Below are 19,282 nucleotides of genomic sequence, written 5' to 3' on the forward strand. Positions count from 1 at the left end.
CACGGCGTGCAGACACCGCGCCACCCTGCCCGTCTCGCCGGTGGAAGTCATGCCACCACGCCGTCCACAACAGACCTTCTCAAACACGCTCTCAGTGCTATCGCCGCTGTCGGCGGCCCTGGGTGTTCTGGGGTGAGGTCGGCGCGTAGCTGGGTGCGGGTGCGCATCAAGATCCGTCCGAGCATGTTCTTGCCGGTGCCACTCCGGCCGCGTCCCCAGTAGTGGTCAGTGCTGGTGTCCTCGACGATCTCCTCGTCGCCGGTGTCCAACAAAATGGCGCGGATGTCGGCGTGGGCGGTGAACTTGGCCGTCACGGCCCGGCGCATCACGTCGCCTTTGACCCGTTCCCAGTCGCGGCGCAGCGGCCGGGATCGGTCGCGGCCCAGCTCGGCGGCCCGCAACGGGGTCGCCGTCCGCCGGATGAGTTCGGCGTGGCGGGTACCGGGGAACTTCTGGGCCTGGAAATAGTGCTCGGAGGTCGTCCACCAGTGGCCGTCGAGGTCGAAGCCGTGGCCGGAGAAGTTGGAGAAGCAACCGTACGGAACCTCGTCGGCACCGTAGAAGTAGATCGTCATCGGGGCCTCGGAGCGGGGGTCGGGGATCTGCACCGTGTCACAGGCATCGACAAAGCGGCAACCGAGTTCGCTGGCCACCATCCGGATCTGCCGTCGTCCGTGCACGGCAACCAGCCTGGAGTCGTCACACTCCAGTGGCGGGCAGCACTCCGAGCTGGCCAACTCCCGGAACTGCCGAGAAGTGGATACCTGATCGCGTTGCGCGCTGGAACTCTCCTGAGCAAAAATCAGACCCATGACGTACGGAAAGGGCGCCCCGCGCCTCGCAGAGTGAACAGCCCGGCACCGGCGGCATCGCCGACGAACTGGGAATGGCTAGAAGTAGGCATCGCCTCGGGCGACGTCCTGATTCCCGGCAGCGATGCGCGGGAATCAATCTTCCGCTTCGTCCGGGCCGACTGGGACGGGCTGATGACCCGTCGCCTGCTGATCTTCACGACCGACCGGCGCGCAGCGGCGCGCCGGACGATCTTCGAATTGCTGGACGAGTTGTGCTTCCAGAACTCCGACTGGCCCCCTGGTTGCAGACGCCGCCGAGCTAGCGCTGAGCGACGTGGATCCACCGGTGCGGCGTACTGCGGCGAGGCTACTGGTGAACACCGCCGAACCTGGTCGCGCCATGGCGGCGTTGACCGCCTCGACCGATCCGGTCGTCCGGATCGCCCTCGTCGAGGCCATGCCCTGGCACAAGGTCCTGGGGCATGAGGCCATCCTGGAACGCCTGCGGGCGGATCCCGTTCCGGCCGTCCGGCTGCTGGCCAACATCGCAGTGTTCAGCAAAGACGACTCGGCGGCCTGGCCGGTGCTGGACGCCGCGATTCGTGCCGATCTCGGAACGTGCGCCGGTGTTCTGGACGCGCCAGGTTCCCGTCTGCCGGAGACGGCGGGTCAGCACTGGGCAGGGGCGCTGACCCGTCTCGACCGGGAGGAGGACTGCTGCGCCTGGACGCAACGGCTCACGAACCCGGCCGAACGCCCGGAGGTTAGGCGCGAAGGCGTACGGATGGCGGTCGCGGCGATGCGTGAGTGGCGCGCAGCGCCCGGCCGGGTAACGCCGATGCTGATCACCCTCCTGAAGGAAGAGCCTTCTGAGGTGCGGTCGGCGGCCCTGCACGCGGTGGCGGCGTCGATGACCGCGTCCCGGCTGGCCGCCGACGATCTCGCGGTGGTGCTGGACGACCCTGACCTCGGCACGGTGGCCGCCATCGGCTTGGGCAGTATCGGCGACCACCGAGCAGTGCCGCATCTGGTACGGCTGATGCTCGCCGACAGCGACGAGCCCCGCCTGGCTAGGGCCTTCAGGGCGGTTGCCCGGGCGGGCGCTGATCCGGATGCGCCGGTGGCCGCCGCTCGACAGATTCTGGCCGCGCTTCCGGATTCCTGCTCGCCGGACCTACCGATGCGAGTGCTGGCCGCGTTCGGCCCGGCTGCGGCTCCCGCGGTGCCAGAACTCATCGCCAGGCTCGAGGGGGCCGAGAATGACACCCCAGACTGGGCGTTCTACGTCCTGGGACAGATCGGCCCAGCAGCCGCAGCCGCAGTCCCGGTGCTGCGGGATTACCCGACGCAAGGCGCGACCTCCGCCCTGCTAAAAGTCACGTTGGACCGGGCCGTGGCCGAACGCTATCTCGCCGGACGCCCGGAAGAGCTTCGCCGTGGCCGCTTCGCACCGGAGCTGCTGACCTGGCTCGCCGAGCACGGCGGGCTCACCGTCCGCCAGCACAGGCAGCTGCGGAGTCTGTTCAAGGTTCCCGGATTCGAGCAGGTGGAATCGGCCGGCGCAGTGTGGCTCCACGAAGGTCCGGCGGCAGCCGCTGAACTGCTGGAGGTCCTGCCGACGTATCTGTCCGACGACCTGTGCGGGCCCGAGGCGTTGCGGGTGTTCGCCGCGATGGGGTCACATGCGCGGCCGATACTCGACCGGCTGGATCGGTTCATTGCCTCACGGCGTCGGGCCGGTTTGAACATCGGCGACTTCGACGCCGATATGCGCGCGGACGAGATGCTGCTCGCCGCAACGATCGCCGCTCGCAAGCAGATCGCCGGATGAATCTGCATCTCGGCTCAACCCACGGACCGCAACTGGCCGATCCATGTCACCTCTTCTAGCCGCGATGATGGCGCCCTGCGAGCCGCAGCAGTCGACACCGGGCAGTCGCCTTGCCGAGCACCCCAGCGCCGGACGGCTTCGAGATCACCGAGGTCGCTGACACCGCCGCCGTGAGGCCGCCGATAAAGCGGGGCCGCGTGCACGCTTCTGCCGCGAGTCGCGCGGCTTGGCGGTCCCGCGTGGCGTTCTAGTGCCTTGACCACAAACGTTCACGGTCTTGCTTGGCCCACGGCACCGCGCATTGCCGGTACGCTGAACCATCATGATCGACCCGCGGCCGACTCCACAGCCTCTCCCTGCCGAGCGTGTGCTGGAGCTTGCCGCGCCGATGCTTGCCGAGGTGGGTGGCGAGTGGCGGCTGACCGACGGGCCGATGCTGCGGTCGGGATCGTTGGGCGTTCGGGTTCTTCCGGCGGACAGCGACGATTACCGTCATCTGGACCTGGAGATCCTGCTGAATGTGGACCGGCCTGACGTGCCAACGGTCGTCGACTGCACGCTTGGTCTCGCGGCCGATCCGGTCGAGGCCGCCCGTCAGGCGATCCAGGCGTGGATCGAGACCTGCCTGGTGACGGTCCTGGAGATGATCGAGCAGCGAGGGCGACTGGCGAACCACTTCAGGTCCGGCGACCAGGGCGGGTTCGCCGGCTGGCATGCGATCGTTGGCAGTGCGACCGGATGGTCCGCCGACGGATCGCAGGGCAAGCAGGAGTGGTTCGCCGAGGCGATGCCGTGGTCGACCCTGGCCCCGGTGATCGCGGCCGGGCTCGACCGCCCATACCTCAATGGCGTTCGTATGCTGGTCGGCCAGGGTGGTGACTTCACCGACTGTGAGGTCCGGATCAACGGCCGGCGGCACGAACCGTCCGCTGCGGCGCTCGCCGCCCTGGACTGGCCACGCACCGACCGTTTCGGCCTAGCACGCACCTTCGTCCTCCTGGTCGGCCCTGACTAGTGCCCCGATAACGAACGTTTGAGGTTTTGGAGTCAGGCTGCTCGGATGTTGGGTTGGCCCAGCGTCGTTGGCGTTCGCTGCGGATGCGGTGCGTTCGCGGCGTTGGGCGGCCAGGACGTCGGGGTGGCGGGCGTTGGCGTTGCGCCACCGCAGGTAGGCCTGCAGCCGTCGGGTCAGGGCGGTGTGGTTGGGGTGGTTCGAGCCGGCGATGACGAAGGTGCGAAGCGGTCCGAACTGGGCCTCGATCGGGTTGGCCCAGGAGGCGTAGGTCGGGGTGAAGCAGAGTTCGACCTTGTTGCGGGCCGCCCACCTGGGGATCTTGAGGCCTTTGTGCGCGGACAGGTTGTCCAGGATGACGTAGATCGGTGCCCCGTCCGGGCGGGCGGCGCGGATTGACTTGAGCGCGGTGAGGGTGTTCGCGGCGCTCTTACGGCGCCTGACGACGCCCCGGAGTTGGTCGTCGCCGACGGAGTAGCAGCCTTGGAACTGCCGGACGCCGTGCAGCTTGTGGTAGTTCGCGGGTAGCCGGTGTGGGTGCCCGGCCGGTGCCCAACCGGTGCCGGCCTGCGGGCGGATCACCAGGGGCCCGAACTCTTCGAAGGCGAACACTCGCTGCGGGAAATGGCTGCTGACGTACTCGATCCGGGCGAGCTTGACCTCGCGCTGCGGGTCGGTGGACTCTTTCCACGTCTTGGTCCGCTGGAAGGTGATCCGGTGCCGATGCAGGATCTGCCGTAGCCGTTCCCGCCCGATCCGGACCCGTCGGGTGGAATGAACGCGCAGGTAGTCGGCGAGCTTGCGGATGCTCCACCGGGTGAATGGCCGCCCGAGCTTCTCGGGGCGGGTGTTGGCCGTCTCGACGATGAACTGCTCGGCATCGCTACCGATCTGGCGGGGACGGCCACCCGCCCACTGAGGGTCCAGGCTGGCCATCCCCATCTCGTTGAACCGGTGATGGCCTGCCGGATCGTGTCCTCGTCGGCCTGGACGAGACGGGCGATCGCCGGCACCGTGTTCCCACCGGCAGACGCGAGCACCACCATCGCCCGTCGCAGCCGGATCGGAGAGCCGGTACCTCTACGAGTAATCCTCAACAGCTGCTGACCCTCCTGGTCACGGAGCCAGCCGAACGCGAACGAGTTCTGCCACCACCACAGCCTGACCGCCACCGCACTACCGGCCTGGCATGCCATACGGCGGGTCATCCGACGTCGCCAACGACGTGGGGCACCAGCGGTGGTAACGGAGAAGTAAGGTGGGCGGTGATCTTCATCAGGAACCGGCGTTTCGGCCTGCTCTGGACCAGCACGCTACTGTCCAACCTGGGCAACTGGCTGATGATCGTCGCCGTGCCGGTCTACGTCTACACGATGACCGGATCGACGCTCAGCAGTGGTTTCGCCTTCGTCGCGCAGACCCTGCCCGCGATCGTCTTCGCGCCCCTGGCCGGGGTGGTGGCCGACCGGTGGGACCGGCGGACGGTCATGGTCGGGGCGGACCTGCTGCGCATGGTCATCGTGCTGGCGCTGCTCGTAGTCGACGATCCGGGCATGCTGTGGCTGCTCTACACGGCGATGTTCTTCGAGAGCGCGATCGGGCATTTCTTCCAGCCCGCGGCCCGAGCGGTGGTGCCCGCCATCGTCGGTCGGGGCGGTGACCTGGAGGCGGCGAACGCCTGGAACACGGTTGCGGGCGGCATCGTCCGCCTCGCCGGCGCGCCCCTGGGCGGCGCGCTCTACGCCCTCGTGGGTTTCGACGGCCTGGTGCTAATCGACTCCGCGACGTACCTGCTCTCCGCCGTGCTGATCTTCGGAATGGGCCGGCTGCGGGTGGCCGACAATGGGCGCCAGCCGGACACTTCCTCCTGGCTGGCCGCCTTCTGGGAGCAGGTCCGGGAGGGCCTGGCTTTTCTCTTCAGGCACTCTGTCCTCCGCGCGACGCTCATCGTGTCCAGCCTCTTCCTGTCGGCCAACGCCGCTCTGAACGTGCTTCTGGTGCCGTACGTCCTCGACGTCCTTGGCGGCGACGCCGGCGACGTAGGCGTTCTGATGGCGGCACTCGGCGGCGGCTTCCTGGCCAGCGCATACGTCGGCAACGTACTGTCCCGCAGCGGGCTTCTCCGGCTGTCGTTCACCGGTTGCCTGGCGGCGATCACCCTCTGCTTCGCCGGGCTCTTCCTCATCCACCACTTCGTCGCCGCGCTGGCCTTCATCGCCCTGGCCGGTCTGCCCGGCGGCGCGCTGCTGATGCTGGTCCAGGTCCAAGTCCAACGTCAGACCCCGGACCGCCAACTCGGTCGGGTCGGATCCGCCTTCTCGGCCGCCGAGATGGCCGCGACCGTCGTCGGCGCGTCGGCGGGCAGCATCGCCGGACAACAACTGCCCCTCACCACCACCGTCTGGCTCGTGATCGGCGTGCTGGCGGCCAGCGCGGTGCTCGCCGCCGTGCTGCTACCCACCCGACCCGGACCGGCTGCAGCGATACCGGAGGCTACAGCGGAACCGGCGATGGCGAAAACCGGTGACAATGGCTGACCGGCATTCATTGCGGCTTCTCGCGTCGATCACCGCGACCCAATGGAGCCCACACTGACCTACTGGTGGTCCCGGCTGGCTCTGGAGCCCTCCCCCGCGATCGCCTTATACAGGCAGCTCGTCCAGCCTCCTGAACCTCCTGGTGACCCAGCCGCCGCACCGTCCGTAGCTCATCAGCCGACAGACGGCGTCCGATCAACTCCATGCCCATGGGCAGTTCCTCTCGGTTCGTACTCCAACGTCACTTGATCCTTCGGCTGGCGTAGTGACCGAGTCTGCGCTGGTAGTGGGATCGTCGGGCTCGGGCTTGGGATGCCCCATCGCCAGGTCGACCGGTGCAGGGTGTGCGCTGGTGGTAGCGGCAGGGTGAGGACGAAGGCGTGGTGTCGGCCCAGCAGAGCTGCCACCGCGCCGATTGTTGGTCACCCAACGGCCGACGGGTGCACAGACGCATATTGGCGTACGTACTCCCAGACCGGTTCGGAAAGATCCTCATCGGATCGCTTCTGTCCCACCACCTCGTACCAGGCAAGGTTCTCGATCCAGAACCGGGCAATGAACCGGTCGAAGTCGTCGGCCACCCGCACCAGGTCCTCATGCGCTTCCTCCTGGGGGACCACCCGAAGGTCGTACGCCTCGCCACCGCACAGGACCTCGTGGCGGCCGTCTGGCAGCAGGTGCAGATACCAGAACAGACAACCCTGCTGGTCGTTGAGGAACCGCACCAGCTGCGCGCCATGGTGGACGGGGCTCGGCGCCCACGGAAGGTCGGAAGCCCAGTAACACGACGTACAGGTCGGCACCGAATCGCGCAGCACCGGATCAGCCATGAACGCGACGAACTGCTCCGGCAAGGCCGCCTCATTCTCGGACACGGGCGCACCGTGGGTCAGGGTGTCCAGGCCGTACTGACCGGCAGCGCGTTTACCGAGTGGCACCAACTCCCGCATCCAGCTGTGCAGACCACCTGGATGCCTGAGGGGAAGCGCCGGCAGCGCGGTGTGGGAGCTGCCGCTGTACGTGGCGAAATCGACCTCGTGGCTGCGGAACCTGCCGAGATCGAACGAGATCCAACCGTCTCTGATCGTCATGGCGGCACCATAGAGCCGGCCACCGACAGGGCCCGCCGCATGGGTACTCACGCCCAACCGAATCACCGATCCGCAAGACTGTATGACGAGAGGGAGTGCTCGGCTACAACACGTTTGATGCGCTCCGTCTACGCACCTGGCGAGGAGCGCAACTACCCCGAGCAGGCGTTGCAGGTCACTGGCCACCGGCGCTGTGACCGGCTCCCGGGGCGCGGTTGAGGACCGACCGAACTGGTTGGACGCGGACTCACCTCGCCAACTCACGTTTCATGGCTTATTGGTCGGATGGTGGTTGTGGTTGGCCTAGCCACGGCCGGGATGCCGGCCGTACGGCCAGCCGGCGCACCGTGCGGGGTTGTGTCCTGCGGAGGGCTGGATCTCCACCCCCGAGTGCGCCTCGGTCAGATGCTCGGAGAGCTCGCGCGCCGCCAGCTGATGTGCACGGGTCCACCGAGGAAGAGTGCGTTCAGCGGCTCGGCTCTCAGTTGACGGGCCGGTCGCGGCGGTGCGTCGCATCGGCAGACCGTCATGTCAAGATGACGCTCGCGATGAGAACTGACGGGGAGCGTGATCGGGCCAATCTCCTGCGGCGATTGGAGGTCCTGAAGCTGCCGGTCGCGCCGTTGCAACGTCACGGATTCGTGCTGCCAGCGCATCCAGCGGACACGATGCCGGAGCCTGAAGCGGTCGCTGTAGGTCCCGACGGCACCGCGTTGGCCGTGTGGCGGTTTCGCGAGAGCGTCAGTCGCAAGCAGGTGACGTGGCATGTCCCGGGCAGGCGACGTGTCCTCGGTGCTGTCGATGTCGAGACCGACCTGCAGGTGAGCTTCGTGCAGCCGCTGCCCGAGGGGCGCGTGCTCCTGGCGGCTGCTCGGGCCCGGACTGGGGAAGCCAACGCCGAGGTATGGACCAGCAGCGGCGATCTACAGCACCAGGGCCACCTCGGCGACGCCATCGAGGACCTGCTAACCACCCCCTCCGGCAAGGTGTGGGCCAGCTATTTCGACGAGGCGATGAGCGGATGTGGCCCAGAAGGCCACGGCCTCGCACGCTTCAACAGCGACCTGACCGTCGATTGGCTCTACCCGCTCAACTCCGGCCTGCCCTACATCTCGGACTGCTACTCGCTCAACGTCGCCAGAGAAACCGCATACTTCTGTCCCTACACCCATTTCCACATCCTCTCCGCGACCGGCAGCCAGGTGACTGACTGGGGACCATCCCCGTACAGGTCTGCTCACCACCTCTTGCGACGCGGCCCGGACCTCGCCCTGATCAGGGGCTCGGGCCCGGAGTACGACGTCGCGACGATGCTGCGGATCAGCCGAGACGACCAACCTCAGTTGAGTGCGCAATGCCGAATCGTGCTCCCTGACGGCATGGAGACACGCGGATTGCAGTACATCGCCCGAGGCGGAGAGTTGCACGCCTTCATCCGATCGACCTGGTATCACACCGATCTCAACAGCCTGAGCACCGCAGCGGCCGGCACCGGTGTGTAAGGGGCCGAGCCCACCCGATCCGGCGCCCCTCTCATGCCGCCGACCGCGCGTCACGGCTCGCAGCCGCTGTCCAAGGGTGGCGGCGCGCGGTCGTGCCGAGGACAGCACGTTGGGATCTGGTCGGAGTTCATGAGTGGCGGCGGGCTTAGCGTGGTTCAGTGCTCGTCCTGGATCCACGCGCACACCGCGGCCCGCTCCGCCTCCGACAACTCCATCCGGGCGTTGACCGTCAGCCGCAGCACGTTACCGGCGAACTCCGAGGCGAGGTTCGCCGCGTCGTGTCGTGCGTCTCGCCACTCAACCCCGCTGTACTTCAGGCCGATGAGCACGAAGTGGATCGCGCTCCTCGTGACCGTGTGTCCCCGCCGGCCGCACGCCTCACGGATCACCTCCTCCGCCTGTGCCTGTGGTAGGGCGGGGTTGGCGCGGCCCTCTTCGGCGATCGACCGGAACAGTGCCTGGTAGGCGTCTGTGCCGATCAGCGGTGCTCCGACGACCCGGCTCACTCGTTCGGCGATCTCCGGCGCGCTCGCGGGCTGGACCAGTTCATGCCTGGCCGGGTCGAGCAGCCAGCCGGGGTGGCGCGGCTCCAGCACCAGGGTGTCGCTCTGGATCGCCGCGACGAACTGCTTGAACCCGCCCGCCCCGGCCCAGTTTGTCGTCGCCTCCCGTCCCACGGTCTTGCGGACGTAGTGTGCTGCGGAGGCGAGGTCGACCGGGGTCGTCGACTGTGCCACAAGCTGGCGTACCGCCGCCTCGAGGCGGTTCCGCACGCTGTTGCTGTCGCGGTCGGTCGGCGCAGCGGCGGTCGCGCGTGGCTGCGGCACGGGGGTTCGAACCTGGTCCACTCCGGCTTGCGACGGGCTCAGGCCCAAGGCTTCCTCGATGAACATGATGTCGGGAATCGCGAAGTCGCACACCGACTGCAGCGCGGCGGCGGTCGGCCCGCTCACCAGCATCGCCGAGGTCCTGTCGTGCTCCCGCAGCCGCATGAACACCGGGGTGAAGTCTGCGTCGGTCGACAGGACGACGAAGTCGTCGAACCGGGTCGGGTGGGTCAGGGTGTCGAGGATGTCGAGCACCATGTGGATGTCGGCACTGTTCTTACCCATGCTCGTCAGCGACGGGCAGTCCACGACCCGGAACCCGGCCCGAGTGAAGTATGAGCGGAACTTGCCGGAATGGCTCGGCTCCAGGTAGCAGATGCGGCGTAGCAGCACCCGCGGGACTTCGTCGTCGTCGACCCGGAATGGGCCGAGATCCTGCTCCATCCACCGCACCCAACGGCCAGGGTCAGTGGCGAACGCCGTAGCCGCGTCGGGGCTTGAGTTGCGCAAACCGATGTACACGTTCTCGAAGTCGACGAATAGCGCCGCACGGCGATACGAAGCGAGCTGGGCTTCGGCCATGGCGCTACCTCCGGGAACGTGGACTGATAGACCATAGACGGCCGAGGCCGTGCCCGGCGTCGACCGTTCGACCCCCAGTTCCGTGCCGCCAGGACGAGTGTCGAGGACCAGCGGGTAGAGGAAGGCCGCTGTGCCTACTTGGTATCCCACCAGTCCCACCACTGCTCCGGCGCTTGCTCGAAGGCAGCAACGGTGGGGGCCTTGTGTCGGGTAGTGCTGCCGTCGATGCCGGGGGTGCAGGAGCGGAACGGTCCGTCGGGGCCGAGCAGCATCGGCAGGTGGTGGTCCAGTTCGCGTAGCCAGCCGAGCATGCCGGTCATCTCCAGCCGGGCGTGTTCCCAGCCGTACCACAAGGCGGTCAGCCGGGTAACGGCTTCGTCGTGGCGCCACCACTGCTCGCACCAGTGCCACCGCACCAGCCCAACCTCGCCTACCGGCCGGGGAAATCCCGGCAGGAGGTAGTCGCGGACCCACTCCTCGACAGTCGCGTACACCGGTGGCTGCCCCTCCCCGCCGCTGGCCGCGCGGTCGGCGACAACCTGCTGAAGTTCGGCGACCTGCCTGGTCAACAGCGCCACCTGGGCTGCGAGATCCTCTGTCGTCCCGTCCACCTCGCCGGAAGGACTTGAGGTTTCCACGCTGGTCATCGCGTCACCGCCCGGACCCGCTCCGGTACCACGGTCGCCGGCCGCTTGGCGGCCACGAGGGGGTCCACCCTTCCGCCGACGACCAGCGGAGCGAACGTACTGCCGAGGCGGCGCTGCTGGGCCACAGCTTCGTCGTGGCTGGCCGAGCCGTAATGCCTCGCGGCCACAACGTGCCTCTCCGTGTGCTCATCGACTGCGGTGTGCGGGTCGTCCAGTGTCCCGGCGGCGGCGTGGGCCTGCGCCCGTTCCTCGTCCGCGTGTGCCAGCAAATCGCGGTCGGTGGCATCGGCGACCACCGGCGTCAGTACGCCTGCTTTGCGGGCCTCACTCACGTACTGACGTGCCAGTCCGAGACCGTCCGCCGCCGGCGCTCGGCCGCTGGCGCGCAGGTCGCGCTGTAGCCGGTCCAGCGCCTCGGGACTGACGTCGGCGAGCAGCCCCACTGCTTCAGCGCGTATGGCAGCGTCCAGGTCGTTGAGCGCCTGCCCACCAGCGGGTAGCGCCTTCCCGTTCGCGCCGGCGCGCAGCTTCCGGCCCTCGGGGCCACCGTGCGGTCGCGCCGCTCTGCCGCTGGCACCGGCCCTCGTCGCTTCGCTCTCCCAGACTTCGTGGGCCGCGGCGCGGGCGGCGTCGCGGGCGGACTTTCCGGCCGCCCGCTGCCGGTCGTACGCGGCCCGCCACTGCGGGTGCAGCTCGCCCAGGCGGTCCAGTGCGAGCCCCGCGAGCTTCTGCGCGACGGGGTCGCCGGCGGCGGCGTGCACCGTCGCGGTACGCCATAGCTGGGCCACCTCGGTGAGGGTGGCGTCTTTCAGCCACGAGCCGTCGACCCGGCGGGCGAGTCGCTCCCGGTCGGCACGGACGGAGTCGCCGAGCCGGGCGGCGGCGCGGCTGGCCGCCTCGGCGGCACGCTCCCGGCCAGCGGCGCGTTCCTCCTCGGCGGCCCTGCGCTGGATGCCCACTGCGGCGTAGCGGGCGACGGCTTCGCTGAGGGTGGAAACGACACTGAAGAACTGCATCGCCTTCTGTCTGGCCTCGTCGACCGGGTCATCGTGCTGCGGTGGCATCATGCTGGGCTTCCTTCCGTTACCGGGCCCGCGGTGTGCGGCGGGCACTGTCCACTGTCGGGCTGGGCGTTGCCGCCACCGTGAGCGGCGTCGTTACCGGCGGCTGCCCGCCAGCGGCGAAGGCCCGGAGTTGCCGGGCTGCGTCCCGGGCTGCCTGCGCCTGGTGCAGCCGATGCTGAGCGGTGCGGAGGTACTCAAGCGCGTCGGCAAGCCGGGCCATGTCGAGCACCAGCGCCATCGCGGCGACCGAATCCTCGTCTCCGGCGATACGACCCATGAGCGTTACCAGCCGCGACATCGCTCGTAGCTCGTACGACAGGGACGTCGTTCGCGCGGTCCGTGCGTACATGTCACGTGTGGCGCGGTCGAACACCTCCGCCGCCCGGTGCAACGGCCCACGCAGGCTGCCTTCCCTCGCGTACGCCAGGCTGGTGAGCACGTCGGCTGCGGCGGTAGCGGCGGCCTGGGCGGCCGCAGGATCCTCACGGGCACGACGGCGGATCTCTTCCGCCGCGACCTGGGTGACGCCAGCGGCATCGCGTAGAGCTCGGGCGCGGGCCGTGACCCGACCTCCCGACGGTAGGCCGGCAGCCGGCGGCGGGTCGCCCCACCGGCGGCGCAGCTTCGGCAGGGTCAGATCGGGGGCGAGGCGCCCACCAGAGAACCACACCGGTTGCCCGTCACCGGTGCCCGCGCCAGGCAGCGCGACGGCGTAGCCGGTGACCTCATCGGCGTTGACGGTGCTGCGACGCACTCTGATCAGCACCCCTGCCTCCCGCAGCCGGTCGAGGAACTCCAGCTCGCTGCCGGCGGCGGCGACGGCGGTACGGACCCGCCGTCGCAACTCGTCGCGAGGGGTGTCGCTCCAGCCCTTGCGGCGGGCCTTGTTGACCTCCACCGGGTGTGGCCTCCGGTGTGCGGTGCGGTCGGCCGGGGGCACCTGCCTGCGCAGGCCGTAGCGGCGGGCGACGTTGAAGGTGGCCTTCACACACTTGGGGTAGTCGTTGCGGGCCCAGTTCGTGCGGCCGTCTTCGCGCACGAGAGTGGCGATGATGTGGATGTGGTCGTCGTTGTGCCGCACCACCACCCACCGCAGGCCCGGGTCGTCCGCTTGCGTGGCGAGTCCCGCTTCGGTGAGCATCTCCCGGGCCATGCGCCCCCAGGTGCCGTCGGTGAGAACCCGGTCGCGGTCCTCCGGCGCCAGGCGCATCGAGCAGTGCCACACAGGTTTCGCCGGCGCATGAATCCCCGCACGCACCGGCTCCTCCAGGAGAGCGGTCAACCTCCGGAAGTCCCGCTTACCCGAGGCGGTGATCTCCGGCTCCAGATCGGCCAACTCCCCGGCACCGTCCCACGCCGCGACCAGCCGCGGGTCGACGTGCTCTTCCTGCTTCCCAGGCCCGTAGAGGTAACGCAGCAGCCTACCGACGCGGGTGCCGCGACGGTGGACACGCGCGATCACCGCAGCCGCCGGTCGATCAGTTCCGTCACCTGGTCGAGGCGGACGACGGCATGCGCGCACAACTGCACCACCTCGACGGCCCAGCCAGGCAGCTCCCCCGTCGAGTTCGCGGCCGCCGCAGCCTGATTGACGTTGGAGCCGAACATGTTCACTGCACGGCGGGCGGCAAACAGTTCTCGCTGCAACTCCCGCAGGTCACCGGTCAGACCCATGGCCGGCTCTTCTCCGCGTGCTGTGCCGACCACCACCTGCGCCGTGTATCCCGCTGGCGTGAGACCCGCTCGCCGGGCCGCCTCAACGACCAGCGCCTTCTCCTCGTCCGAAAGCCGAGGATAGATCCGGTGGGGCCGACCGGGGCTGAGGTGCTCACGATGCCGAGCCTGGTCAGAGGGGCTGACATTGCCTTCGGTGCTCACGGCAACGAGCGTTACGCCTGGCCGTTAACGCCCCTGTGAGCGCAACCGTTACCAGCGCCGGCCAACGGCTGGACGCTGGGACCCAGGCGACTGGGTGGCTGCAGCATCCGCTGGCGATGGCCGATCGGCGCCAGGTCCCTTCCACCGATGAAACGGCCGGTTGGGTCGCGCCCTGAAGGCCCGTAGTCGCGGACGTCCGGCATGATGACCGTCATGGACGTCGAGGAACTGATCGCGTGCCATCCGCAGGTCTTCCACACGATGTCGGCGACCGCGTGGCCATCGGTGCAACGACACGGCCTCCTGTCCACGCAGCAACTGATCGATTTGTTCGACCTCGACGCCGCCGAGCGTGACCGACTCCTGAGCGCCCCTCGCAAGCAATCCACCGTCCTGCGCGCACCCGGCCTGCCGCCTGCCGTGATCCGCGATCAGAAGCCAATGAAATTCGTTGCGGAGAAGATTGATCCAAATTCCTCGCTGACCGAGTACCTCGCGGCTATCAACTCCCGGGTCTTCTTCTGGGCCAGCGTTGAGCGGCTGGACCGGCTGCGTCAAGCGAAGGAGTACCGCACCGAGGACCAGGTGGTCCTGCACGTCGACACCCGCACCCTCGTCGAGCGACACGGCCCACGAATCGAACTCTGCCGGCTCAACTCCGGGGCCGTGACGCAGAAGAACCACCCCATGCGGGGGCATCGATCCTGGCTGCCGATCGCCGACTACCCCTACGCTGAGTACCGCCGCCGATACGGCCGCGATGGAGCATTGGTCGAGGTCACCGTGTTGAACGCCGTCCCTGACATCCTCGACCTGACCAACAAAATCGAAGGCACCATCGGCTGAGACCCGCACCCATCACGGTCACAGGACTGCATTGCGCTCCACCCGGCAGGCAGGCGCTCGTATACCTGCTCGGGATCAGCAGTCCTCGACCGATCTTGACATCCGGTCATGCCGCGAGTCGCGCGGATGGCGATCAGCCCTGCCGATGACCGATTACCATGCGATGCGCCTGGTCGCTCGCCCGCCGGGAGTGTGGATCTAACGGTGTTTCCGGCCTGACCCATCGGGCGTTGTGCCTGGTGAGGAGGGTGCCGTGATGACCGCGACACTGAACGACCAGACCGGACGTAGGAAGCGGCCTGAGCCGTCGGCGGAGGCGAAGGCCGCCGCCGAGCTGGTCCGGGCCGCGAAGGAACAAGGGCTGTCGTTGACGGGCCCGGACGGGCTGCTCAAGCAGTTGACCAAGACGGTCCTGGAGACCGCGCTGAACGAGGAGATGACCGAACACCTCGGCTACGAAAAACACGACCAGGCCAGCGCCGGATCGGGCAACATCCGTAACGGGACTCGGTCGAAGACGGTGCTGACCGACGCCAACGGTCCGGTGCAGATCGACGTGCCGCGGGACCAGGCTGGAACGTTCGAGCCGCAGATCGTCCGCAAGCGGCAGCGGCGCCTGTCCGGGGTCGACGAGGTCGTGTTGTCGCTGTATGCCAAAGGCCTCACGACCGGGGAGATCTCGGCGCACTTCGCCGAGATCTACGGGGCTTCGGTGTCGAAGGAGACGATCTCGCGGATCACCGACAAGGTGCTCGAGGAGATGGTCGACTGGTCCCACCGGCCCCTGGATGAGATCTACGCGGCAGTGTTCATCGACGCGATCGTGGTTAAGGTCCGTGACGGGCAGGTCGCGAACCGTCCGTTCTACGCCGCGATCGGGGTCACCCTCGACGGGGAGAAGGACATCCTCGGTCTGTGGGCCGGCGCCGGCGGTGAGGGCGCGAAGTTCTGGATGAGCGTGCTGACCGACCTGCGCAACCGAGGTGTCAAGGACGTGTTCTTCCTCGTCTGCGACGGCCTCAAAGGGCTGCCGGATGTGGTCACGAACGTGTGGCCGCGGACCGTGATGCAGACCTGCGTGATCCACCTGATCCGCAACACGTTCCGGTTGACCTCCCGCAAGTACTGGGACGAGCTGAAGCGGGACATTAGACCGATCTACACCACCGTCAACGCCGACGCCGCTTGGGCCGCGTTCGACGACCTGGCCGACAAGTGGCGAGGCCGGTATCCGGCCGTGATCCGCCTGTGGGACAACGCGTGGGCCGAGTTCATCCCGTTCCTCGACTACGACGTGGAGATCCGCAAGGTCATCTGCTCGACCAACGCGATCGAGTCGTTGAACGCCCGCTACCGGCGGGCGGGTCAAGGCCCGCGGCCACTTCCCGAACGAGCAGGCCGCGTTGAAGTGTCTGTACCTGGTGACCCGATCGCTGGACCCCACCGGAGCAGGCCGAACCCGATGGACGATGCGCTGGAAACCCGCGTTGAACGCCTTCGCCATCACCTTCAGCGACCGCTTCCCAGCCGCTGAAACCTACTAACCAAGATTGCCGGAAACACCGTTACCGAGACAGCCCCAGTCACACGGCGAACGCCGCGGCGTCACGCGGCTTGATCCGGTCGACTGGTCGGCAGTCCACCACCAGGCCCCGCCCGTCGGCCAGCCGGGCGAAGTAGTCCGGCGCGTGCGAACGGCGCCGGCCGGAAGCCTCGTCGTCCCAGAACAGCCAGAACGGCTGCGACGCGATCCCGGCCACCGCCGGGTCGAAGTCGAGCAGCATCAGGTGATCGCGCTCCAGCCACGACTCGTACCCGACGTGAGCGCCGGTCGTCGACGACCACCACAAGCCCGGGAAGTTGCGCTGCCGCTTGTACGATGGGAAGCCGCGTACCGGCTTGACCAGCTCGAACAGCACCCCCGCCGAGTCGATCAAGGAGGTGCGGACCTCCGATCCCTCGGCGCCGACGTAGCCGACCTCGAACTCAGCCGTCAGCGGCCCACCCAGGCCCGGCACCGCGCGCAGCACCCCGGCACCGTACCGGACGTGCCACCTCAACCCGGACGCGTACTGGGTTCGGGGCGGAACGCGGGCAGACTTTAGAGTGGCGCCGTGAGCAACCAGCCGGTCCGCGACGCCTACTCGCACATGTCCGAGCAGTACATCGCCCTGTTCGATGGTGACTGGCAGGCCCACGTGGATGACACGGCCCTTGTCCGAGACCACCTCGTCGGCTTGGACGGCGCCGTGCTCGATCTCGGTTGCGGCCCCGGGCATTGGAGCGCCTACCTGCATTCGCTCGGCGCCAACGTGACCGGCGTCGACTTGGTACCTGAGTTCATCGGCTACGCCCGGACCCACTTTCCCGGGCCGGCGTTCCAGCTCGGATCAATGACGGACCTGGACCTTCCCGACCACTCGGTGGCCGGCATCCTCTCCTGGTACTCGACCATCCACCTACCGCCATCGGAGCTGGATGCGGTACTCGCCGAGTTCCGCCGGATGCTGCCTCCTTCCGGGAACCTGGTGATCGGCTTCTTCGACAGCGACGACGATGTGGCCGCGTTCGACCACAAGGTCCACACGGCATACCGCTGGCCCGTAGACACATTCTCTGCCCGCCTGGCAAAGGCTGGTTTCACCGAACTTCAGCGCTTGCAGCAGCAGTCCCCGGACCGCCCGGACCGCAAGTACGCGGCCATTGCCGCAACAGTCGCCGCGCCGTAGTGCCCGATCGGCACACAGCTGACTGCCGGTCGAGACCAAATACACGCACACTCATCGGGAAGCCTGTCAACTCGCCGAGAACCCGCTAACCTCGCTGAGACCGGACAGCACCGTACCGGACGTGCCACCTCAACCCGGACAGTGCCAACCTCGTGCCAAGTCATACCGGACGGTGCCAACTCAACGCGGACGGGACATCTGGGTCCGCAGCGGCCGGCGAACCGGAATGGCCCGCGACAGGGAGCAAGATATGGCCATTGGCCGCCAATCTCGACCAGGCGCGGTCGAGCACACCCGGCAGGGTGGTGGTTGGCCATGTCCAGCCCGACCGGACAGCGCAGCCATGGCGGGAAGGTCACGTGGTCCTGATCGCACGAGACCATGCCCGGCGACACGGGCGCCGCGCTGATCAAACGGTCGCGGTGCCACGGCAGCGCTGACGTGCGGCAGTTTGCGGCGGGCCGTAGCAGCGCTGGCTGACCGGCCCCTCGCTGCCCCTGTAGCAGAGGCTGCGCGGCCATGATTAGCGAGTCGGCGCCGTGGCGGCGGTCGCGATGCCAACGAGCCGAGGTCGAGCCAATGACCGACCGCCGTTGATGGGCGTCCCGGTTGGCATCGGCAGCATCCCGCCTTTACCCGTTCGAGGCGCTACCCTCGACGCATGGGCGCCAATTCGACCCGTTCCGCCCGGCGGTATCTAGCCCGGCCGGGCCGATCCGCCGTGGTCGTAGACGATCTTGCCGCCCTGCACGGACCGACCAGTGGTGTCGTGGAGCTGCCACACCGGCTGCTCTGGCGGCCAGACCGCCGCGTCAACCTGGACCAGGAATGGGCGCGCAACGCCCTGTACGAGATCGTGCTGACCGAGGCGGTGCGGGTTGATGAACTCTGCGCCTGGCTCGACGGTCCGACCCTGATCCGGGTATGGAACGACCTCTACCTGCCGCGGGGTGTGCGCCACGCGTGGGAGGACCGGCATGCGGTGCTGCGCCAGATCTCGGCCGCAGCCTGATGCCTCACCCTGACCCAGAGCACGTCGAGGTCGCGCGGGTCGCGCTCTCCGTAGCCAAGCAGCACGGATTTGCCCTCGGCGGTGGACTGGCCTTGCTCCTGCACGGAGTCGTCGACCGGCCGACCGAGGACGTTGACGCCTTCACCGACCGCGCCGACGGAGTCGCCGCAGCGACCGAGGCCGTGGAGACGGCGTTGCTCGAAGCTGGCTTCCAGGTATCACGGGTCGCCGACGACAGCGAGCTGTCGGCAGTGATCTACGGCTTTGACGACCACATGACGGAATGGGAGATTCAACGGGGCAACAAGGTGCTCCGGCTGAGCCTGTCCTGTCAGGCGCGGCTCCATGCTCCGGTGGTGATGGATGTCGGCCCGGTCATGGACCTGGCTGACCTGCTCGCCTGGAAAGTCACCGCGCTCGTGGGACGAGCCCGCGAGCGTGACTACGTCGATGTGGCCGCAGTGCTTGACCAGTACACACCGGCCCAGCTGCTGGCCATGGCCCGCCGCGTTGACCCCGGACTTGAGGCAGAGGACGTTCCAGTGGTGGGTCGGCGCCTGGACAGGATGCCCGACGAGGCATTCGTGCCGTACCAGCTCACTCGCGCCGACGTGGTACAGCTACGGCGACGCTTCGCAGCCTGGCCCCGCTGATCGATCGGACGCACCGAGCTGCAGGAGTTCATGGGGCGCTGTCCCAGCGCTCTGGACCGTAACGACTCACACGGCTGACCGACGGCGCGCCGGCTCACACCGTGCGCGCCGTCGGTCCTTTTGTTTTGTCGGCGCACCAGCCCGGTCCGTCCCGGGATTCCCTGTCTCAGGCTCTGAGCCTGGCTAAGGGACGTCTCGTAACCCTGGTGTCTGTCTGTTGAGGATGGCCGGGCAGGATGCCGGGGTGCAGGTGATCACCGCTGCCCACTCTGAGTGG

The 19,282-nt window shown here is 68.0% G+C and carries 16 protein-coding genes and 2 pseudogenes; 9 read left to right on the forward strand and 9 right to left on the reverse strand.

All coding sequences use genetic code 11. From position 1 onward, the window contains the following. Nucleotides 1–47: 47 nt before the first annotated feature. Entirely contained in the window at nt 48–680 is a 633-nt protein-coding gene (locus tag ACWENR_RS22190; protein WP_452278893.1) for an NADAR family protein, read from the reverse strand. A gap of 487 nt (nt 681–1,167) precedes the next feature. Here ACWENR_RS22190 and ACWENR_RS22195 point away from each other — a divergent pair, with 487 nt between their 5' ends. Then, the gene (locus ACWENR_RS22195; RefSeq protein ID WP_452278894.1) at nt 1,168–2,625 is read left to right on the forward strand and encodes a HEAT repeat domain-containing protein; all 1,458 of its coding nucleotides are present in this window, start codon (nt 1,168–1,170) and stop codon (nt 2,623–2,625) included. Between the two features lie 322 nt (nt 2,626–2,947). After that, on the forward strand, nt 2,948–3,640 hold the full coding sequence (locus tag ACWENR_RS22200) for a DUF6348 family protein (RefSeq protein WP_452278895.1): 693 nt from the start codon (nt 2,948–2,950) through the stop codon (nt 3,638–3,640). A gap of 40 nt (nt 3,641–3,680) precedes the next feature. On the opposite strand, the pseudogene ACWENR_RS22205 reads toward ACWENR_RS22200, so the two are convergent. Beyond that, nucleotides 3,681–4,789: pseudogene (locus tag ACWENR_RS22205) on the reverse strand (IS630 family transposase); the annotation flags it as partial. A 113-nt stretch (nt 4,790–4,902) separates the two neighbouring features. Here ACWENR_RS22205 and ACWENR_RS22210 point away from each other — a divergent pair. After that, a complete protein-coding gene (locus tag ACWENR_RS22210; RefSeq protein ID WP_452278896.1) occupies nt 4,903–6,174 on the forward strand; it encodes an MFS transporter in 1,272 nt (423 codons plus the stop codon). Nucleotides 6,175–6,596: 422 nt separating this feature from the next. On the opposite strand, the gene ACWENR_RS22215 is transcribed toward ACWENR_RS22210, so the two are convergent. Next, nucleotides 6,597–7,265 carry a hypothetical protein gene (locus ACWENR_RS22215; protein ID WP_452278897.1) on the reverse strand — a complete coding sequence of 223 codons (669 nt, stop codon included), beginning with the start codon at nt 7,263–7,265 and terminating at the stop codon, nt 6,597–6,599. A gap of 536 nt (nt 7,266–7,801) precedes the next feature. Here ACWENR_RS22215 and ACWENR_RS22220 point away from each other — a divergent pair. After that, on the forward strand, nt 7,802–8,767 hold the full coding sequence (locus tag ACWENR_RS22220) for a hypothetical protein (RefSeq protein ID WP_452278898.1): 966 nt from the start codon (nt 7,802–7,804) through the stop codon (nt 8,765–8,767). 155 nt (nt 8,768–8,922) lie between these two features. On the opposite strand, the gene ACWENR_RS22225 is transcribed toward ACWENR_RS22220, so the two are convergent. The 5 genes from ACWENR_RS22225 to ACWENR_RS22245 form a co-directional block, all read right to left on the reverse strand. Beyond that, nucleotides 8,923–10,176 (reverse strand): NYN domain-containing protein, encoded by a 1,254-nt coding sequence (locus tag ACWENR_RS22225; RefSeq protein WP_452278899.1) that lies wholly within the window; start codon nt 10,174–10,176, stop codon nt 8,923–8,925. Between the two features lie 134 nt (nt 10,177–10,310). Next, nucleotides 10,311–10,823 (reverse strand): DUF4913 domain-containing protein, encoded by a 513-nt coding sequence (locus ACWENR_RS22230; RefSeq protein WP_452278900.1) that lies wholly within the window; start codon nt 10,821–10,823, stop codon nt 10,311–10,313. Further along, a complete protein-coding gene (locus ACWENR_RS22235) occupies nt 10,820–11,890 on the reverse strand; it encodes a hypothetical protein (RefSeq protein WP_452278901.1) in 1,071 nt (356 codons plus the stop codon). The genes ACWENR_RS22230 and ACWENR_RS22235 overlap by 4 nt, the downstream gene beginning before the upstream one ends. Before the next feature lie 16 nt (nt 11,891–11,906). Next, entirely contained in the window at nt 11,907–13,349 is a 1,443-nt protein-coding gene (locus ACWENR_RS22240; RefSeq protein WP_452278902.1) for a relaxase/mobilization nuclease domain-containing protein, read from the reverse strand. Next, nucleotides 13,346–13,765, reverse strand: coding sequence for a hypothetical protein (locus ACWENR_RS22245; RefSeq protein ID WP_452278903.1), 420 nt, complete (start codon nt 13,763–13,765; stop codon nt 13,346–13,348). The genes ACWENR_RS22240 and ACWENR_RS22245 overlap by 4 nt, the downstream gene beginning before the upstream one ends. 213 nt (nt 13,766–13,978) lie before the next feature. Between ACWENR_RS22245 and ACWENR_RS22250 the strand changes: the two genes are divergently transcribed. Together ACWENR_RS22250 and ACWENR_RS22255 are read left to right on the forward strand one after the other, a co-directional pair. Further along, nucleotides 13,979–14,611, forward strand: a complete 633-nt coding sequence (locus tag ACWENR_RS22250; RefSeq protein ID WP_452278904.1) for a DUF7002 family protein — start codon at nt 13,979–13,981, stop codon at nt 14,609–14,611. Nucleotides 14,612–14,867: 256 nt separating this feature from the next. Beyond that, nucleotides 14,868–16,155: pseudogene (locus tag ACWENR_RS22255) on the forward strand (IS256 family transposase). Between the two features lie 39 nt (nt 16,156–16,194). Here the strand turns inward: ACWENR_RS22255 and ACWENR_RS22260 are convergent. Further along, nucleotides 16,195–16,641 (reverse strand): TnsA-like heteromeric transposase endonuclease subunit, encoded by a 447-nt coding sequence (locus ACWENR_RS22260; protein WP_452278905.1) that lies wholly within the window; start codon nt 16,639–16,641, stop codon nt 16,195–16,197. A 120-nt stretch (nt 16,642–16,761) separates the two neighbouring features. On the opposite strand from ACWENR_RS22260, the gene ACWENR_RS22265 reads away from it, so the two are divergent. The 3 genes from ACWENR_RS22265 to ACWENR_RS22275 all read left to right on the forward strand — a co-directional run bounded on the left by ACWENR_RS22265 (nt 16,762) and on the right by ACWENR_RS22275 (nt 19,005). After that, the gene (locus tag ACWENR_RS22265) at nt 16,762–17,340 is read left to right on the forward strand and encodes a class I SAM-dependent methyltransferase (protein WP_077938073.1); all 579 of its coding nucleotides are present in this window, start codon (nt 16,762–16,764) and stop codon (nt 17,338–17,340) included. Between the two features lie 661 nt (nt 17,341–18,001). Next, nucleotides 18,002–18,352, forward strand: coding sequence for a hypothetical protein (locus ACWENR_RS22270; RefSeq protein WP_452278906.1), 351 nt, complete (start codon nt 18,002–18,004; stop codon nt 18,350–18,352). After that, nucleotides 18,352–19,005: a nucleotidyl transferase AbiEii/AbiGii toxin family protein gene (locus ACWENR_RS22275; protein WP_452278907.1), complete on the forward strand. Its 654-nt coding sequence runs from the start codon at nt 18,352–18,354 to the stop codon at nt 19,003–19,005. Before ACWENR_RS22270 ends, ACWENR_RS22275 begins: the two co-directional genes overlap by 1 nt. Nucleotides 19,006–19,282: the final 277 nt, after the last annotated feature.

It is taken from the genome of Micromonospora sp. NPDC004336, assembly GCF_053602615.1.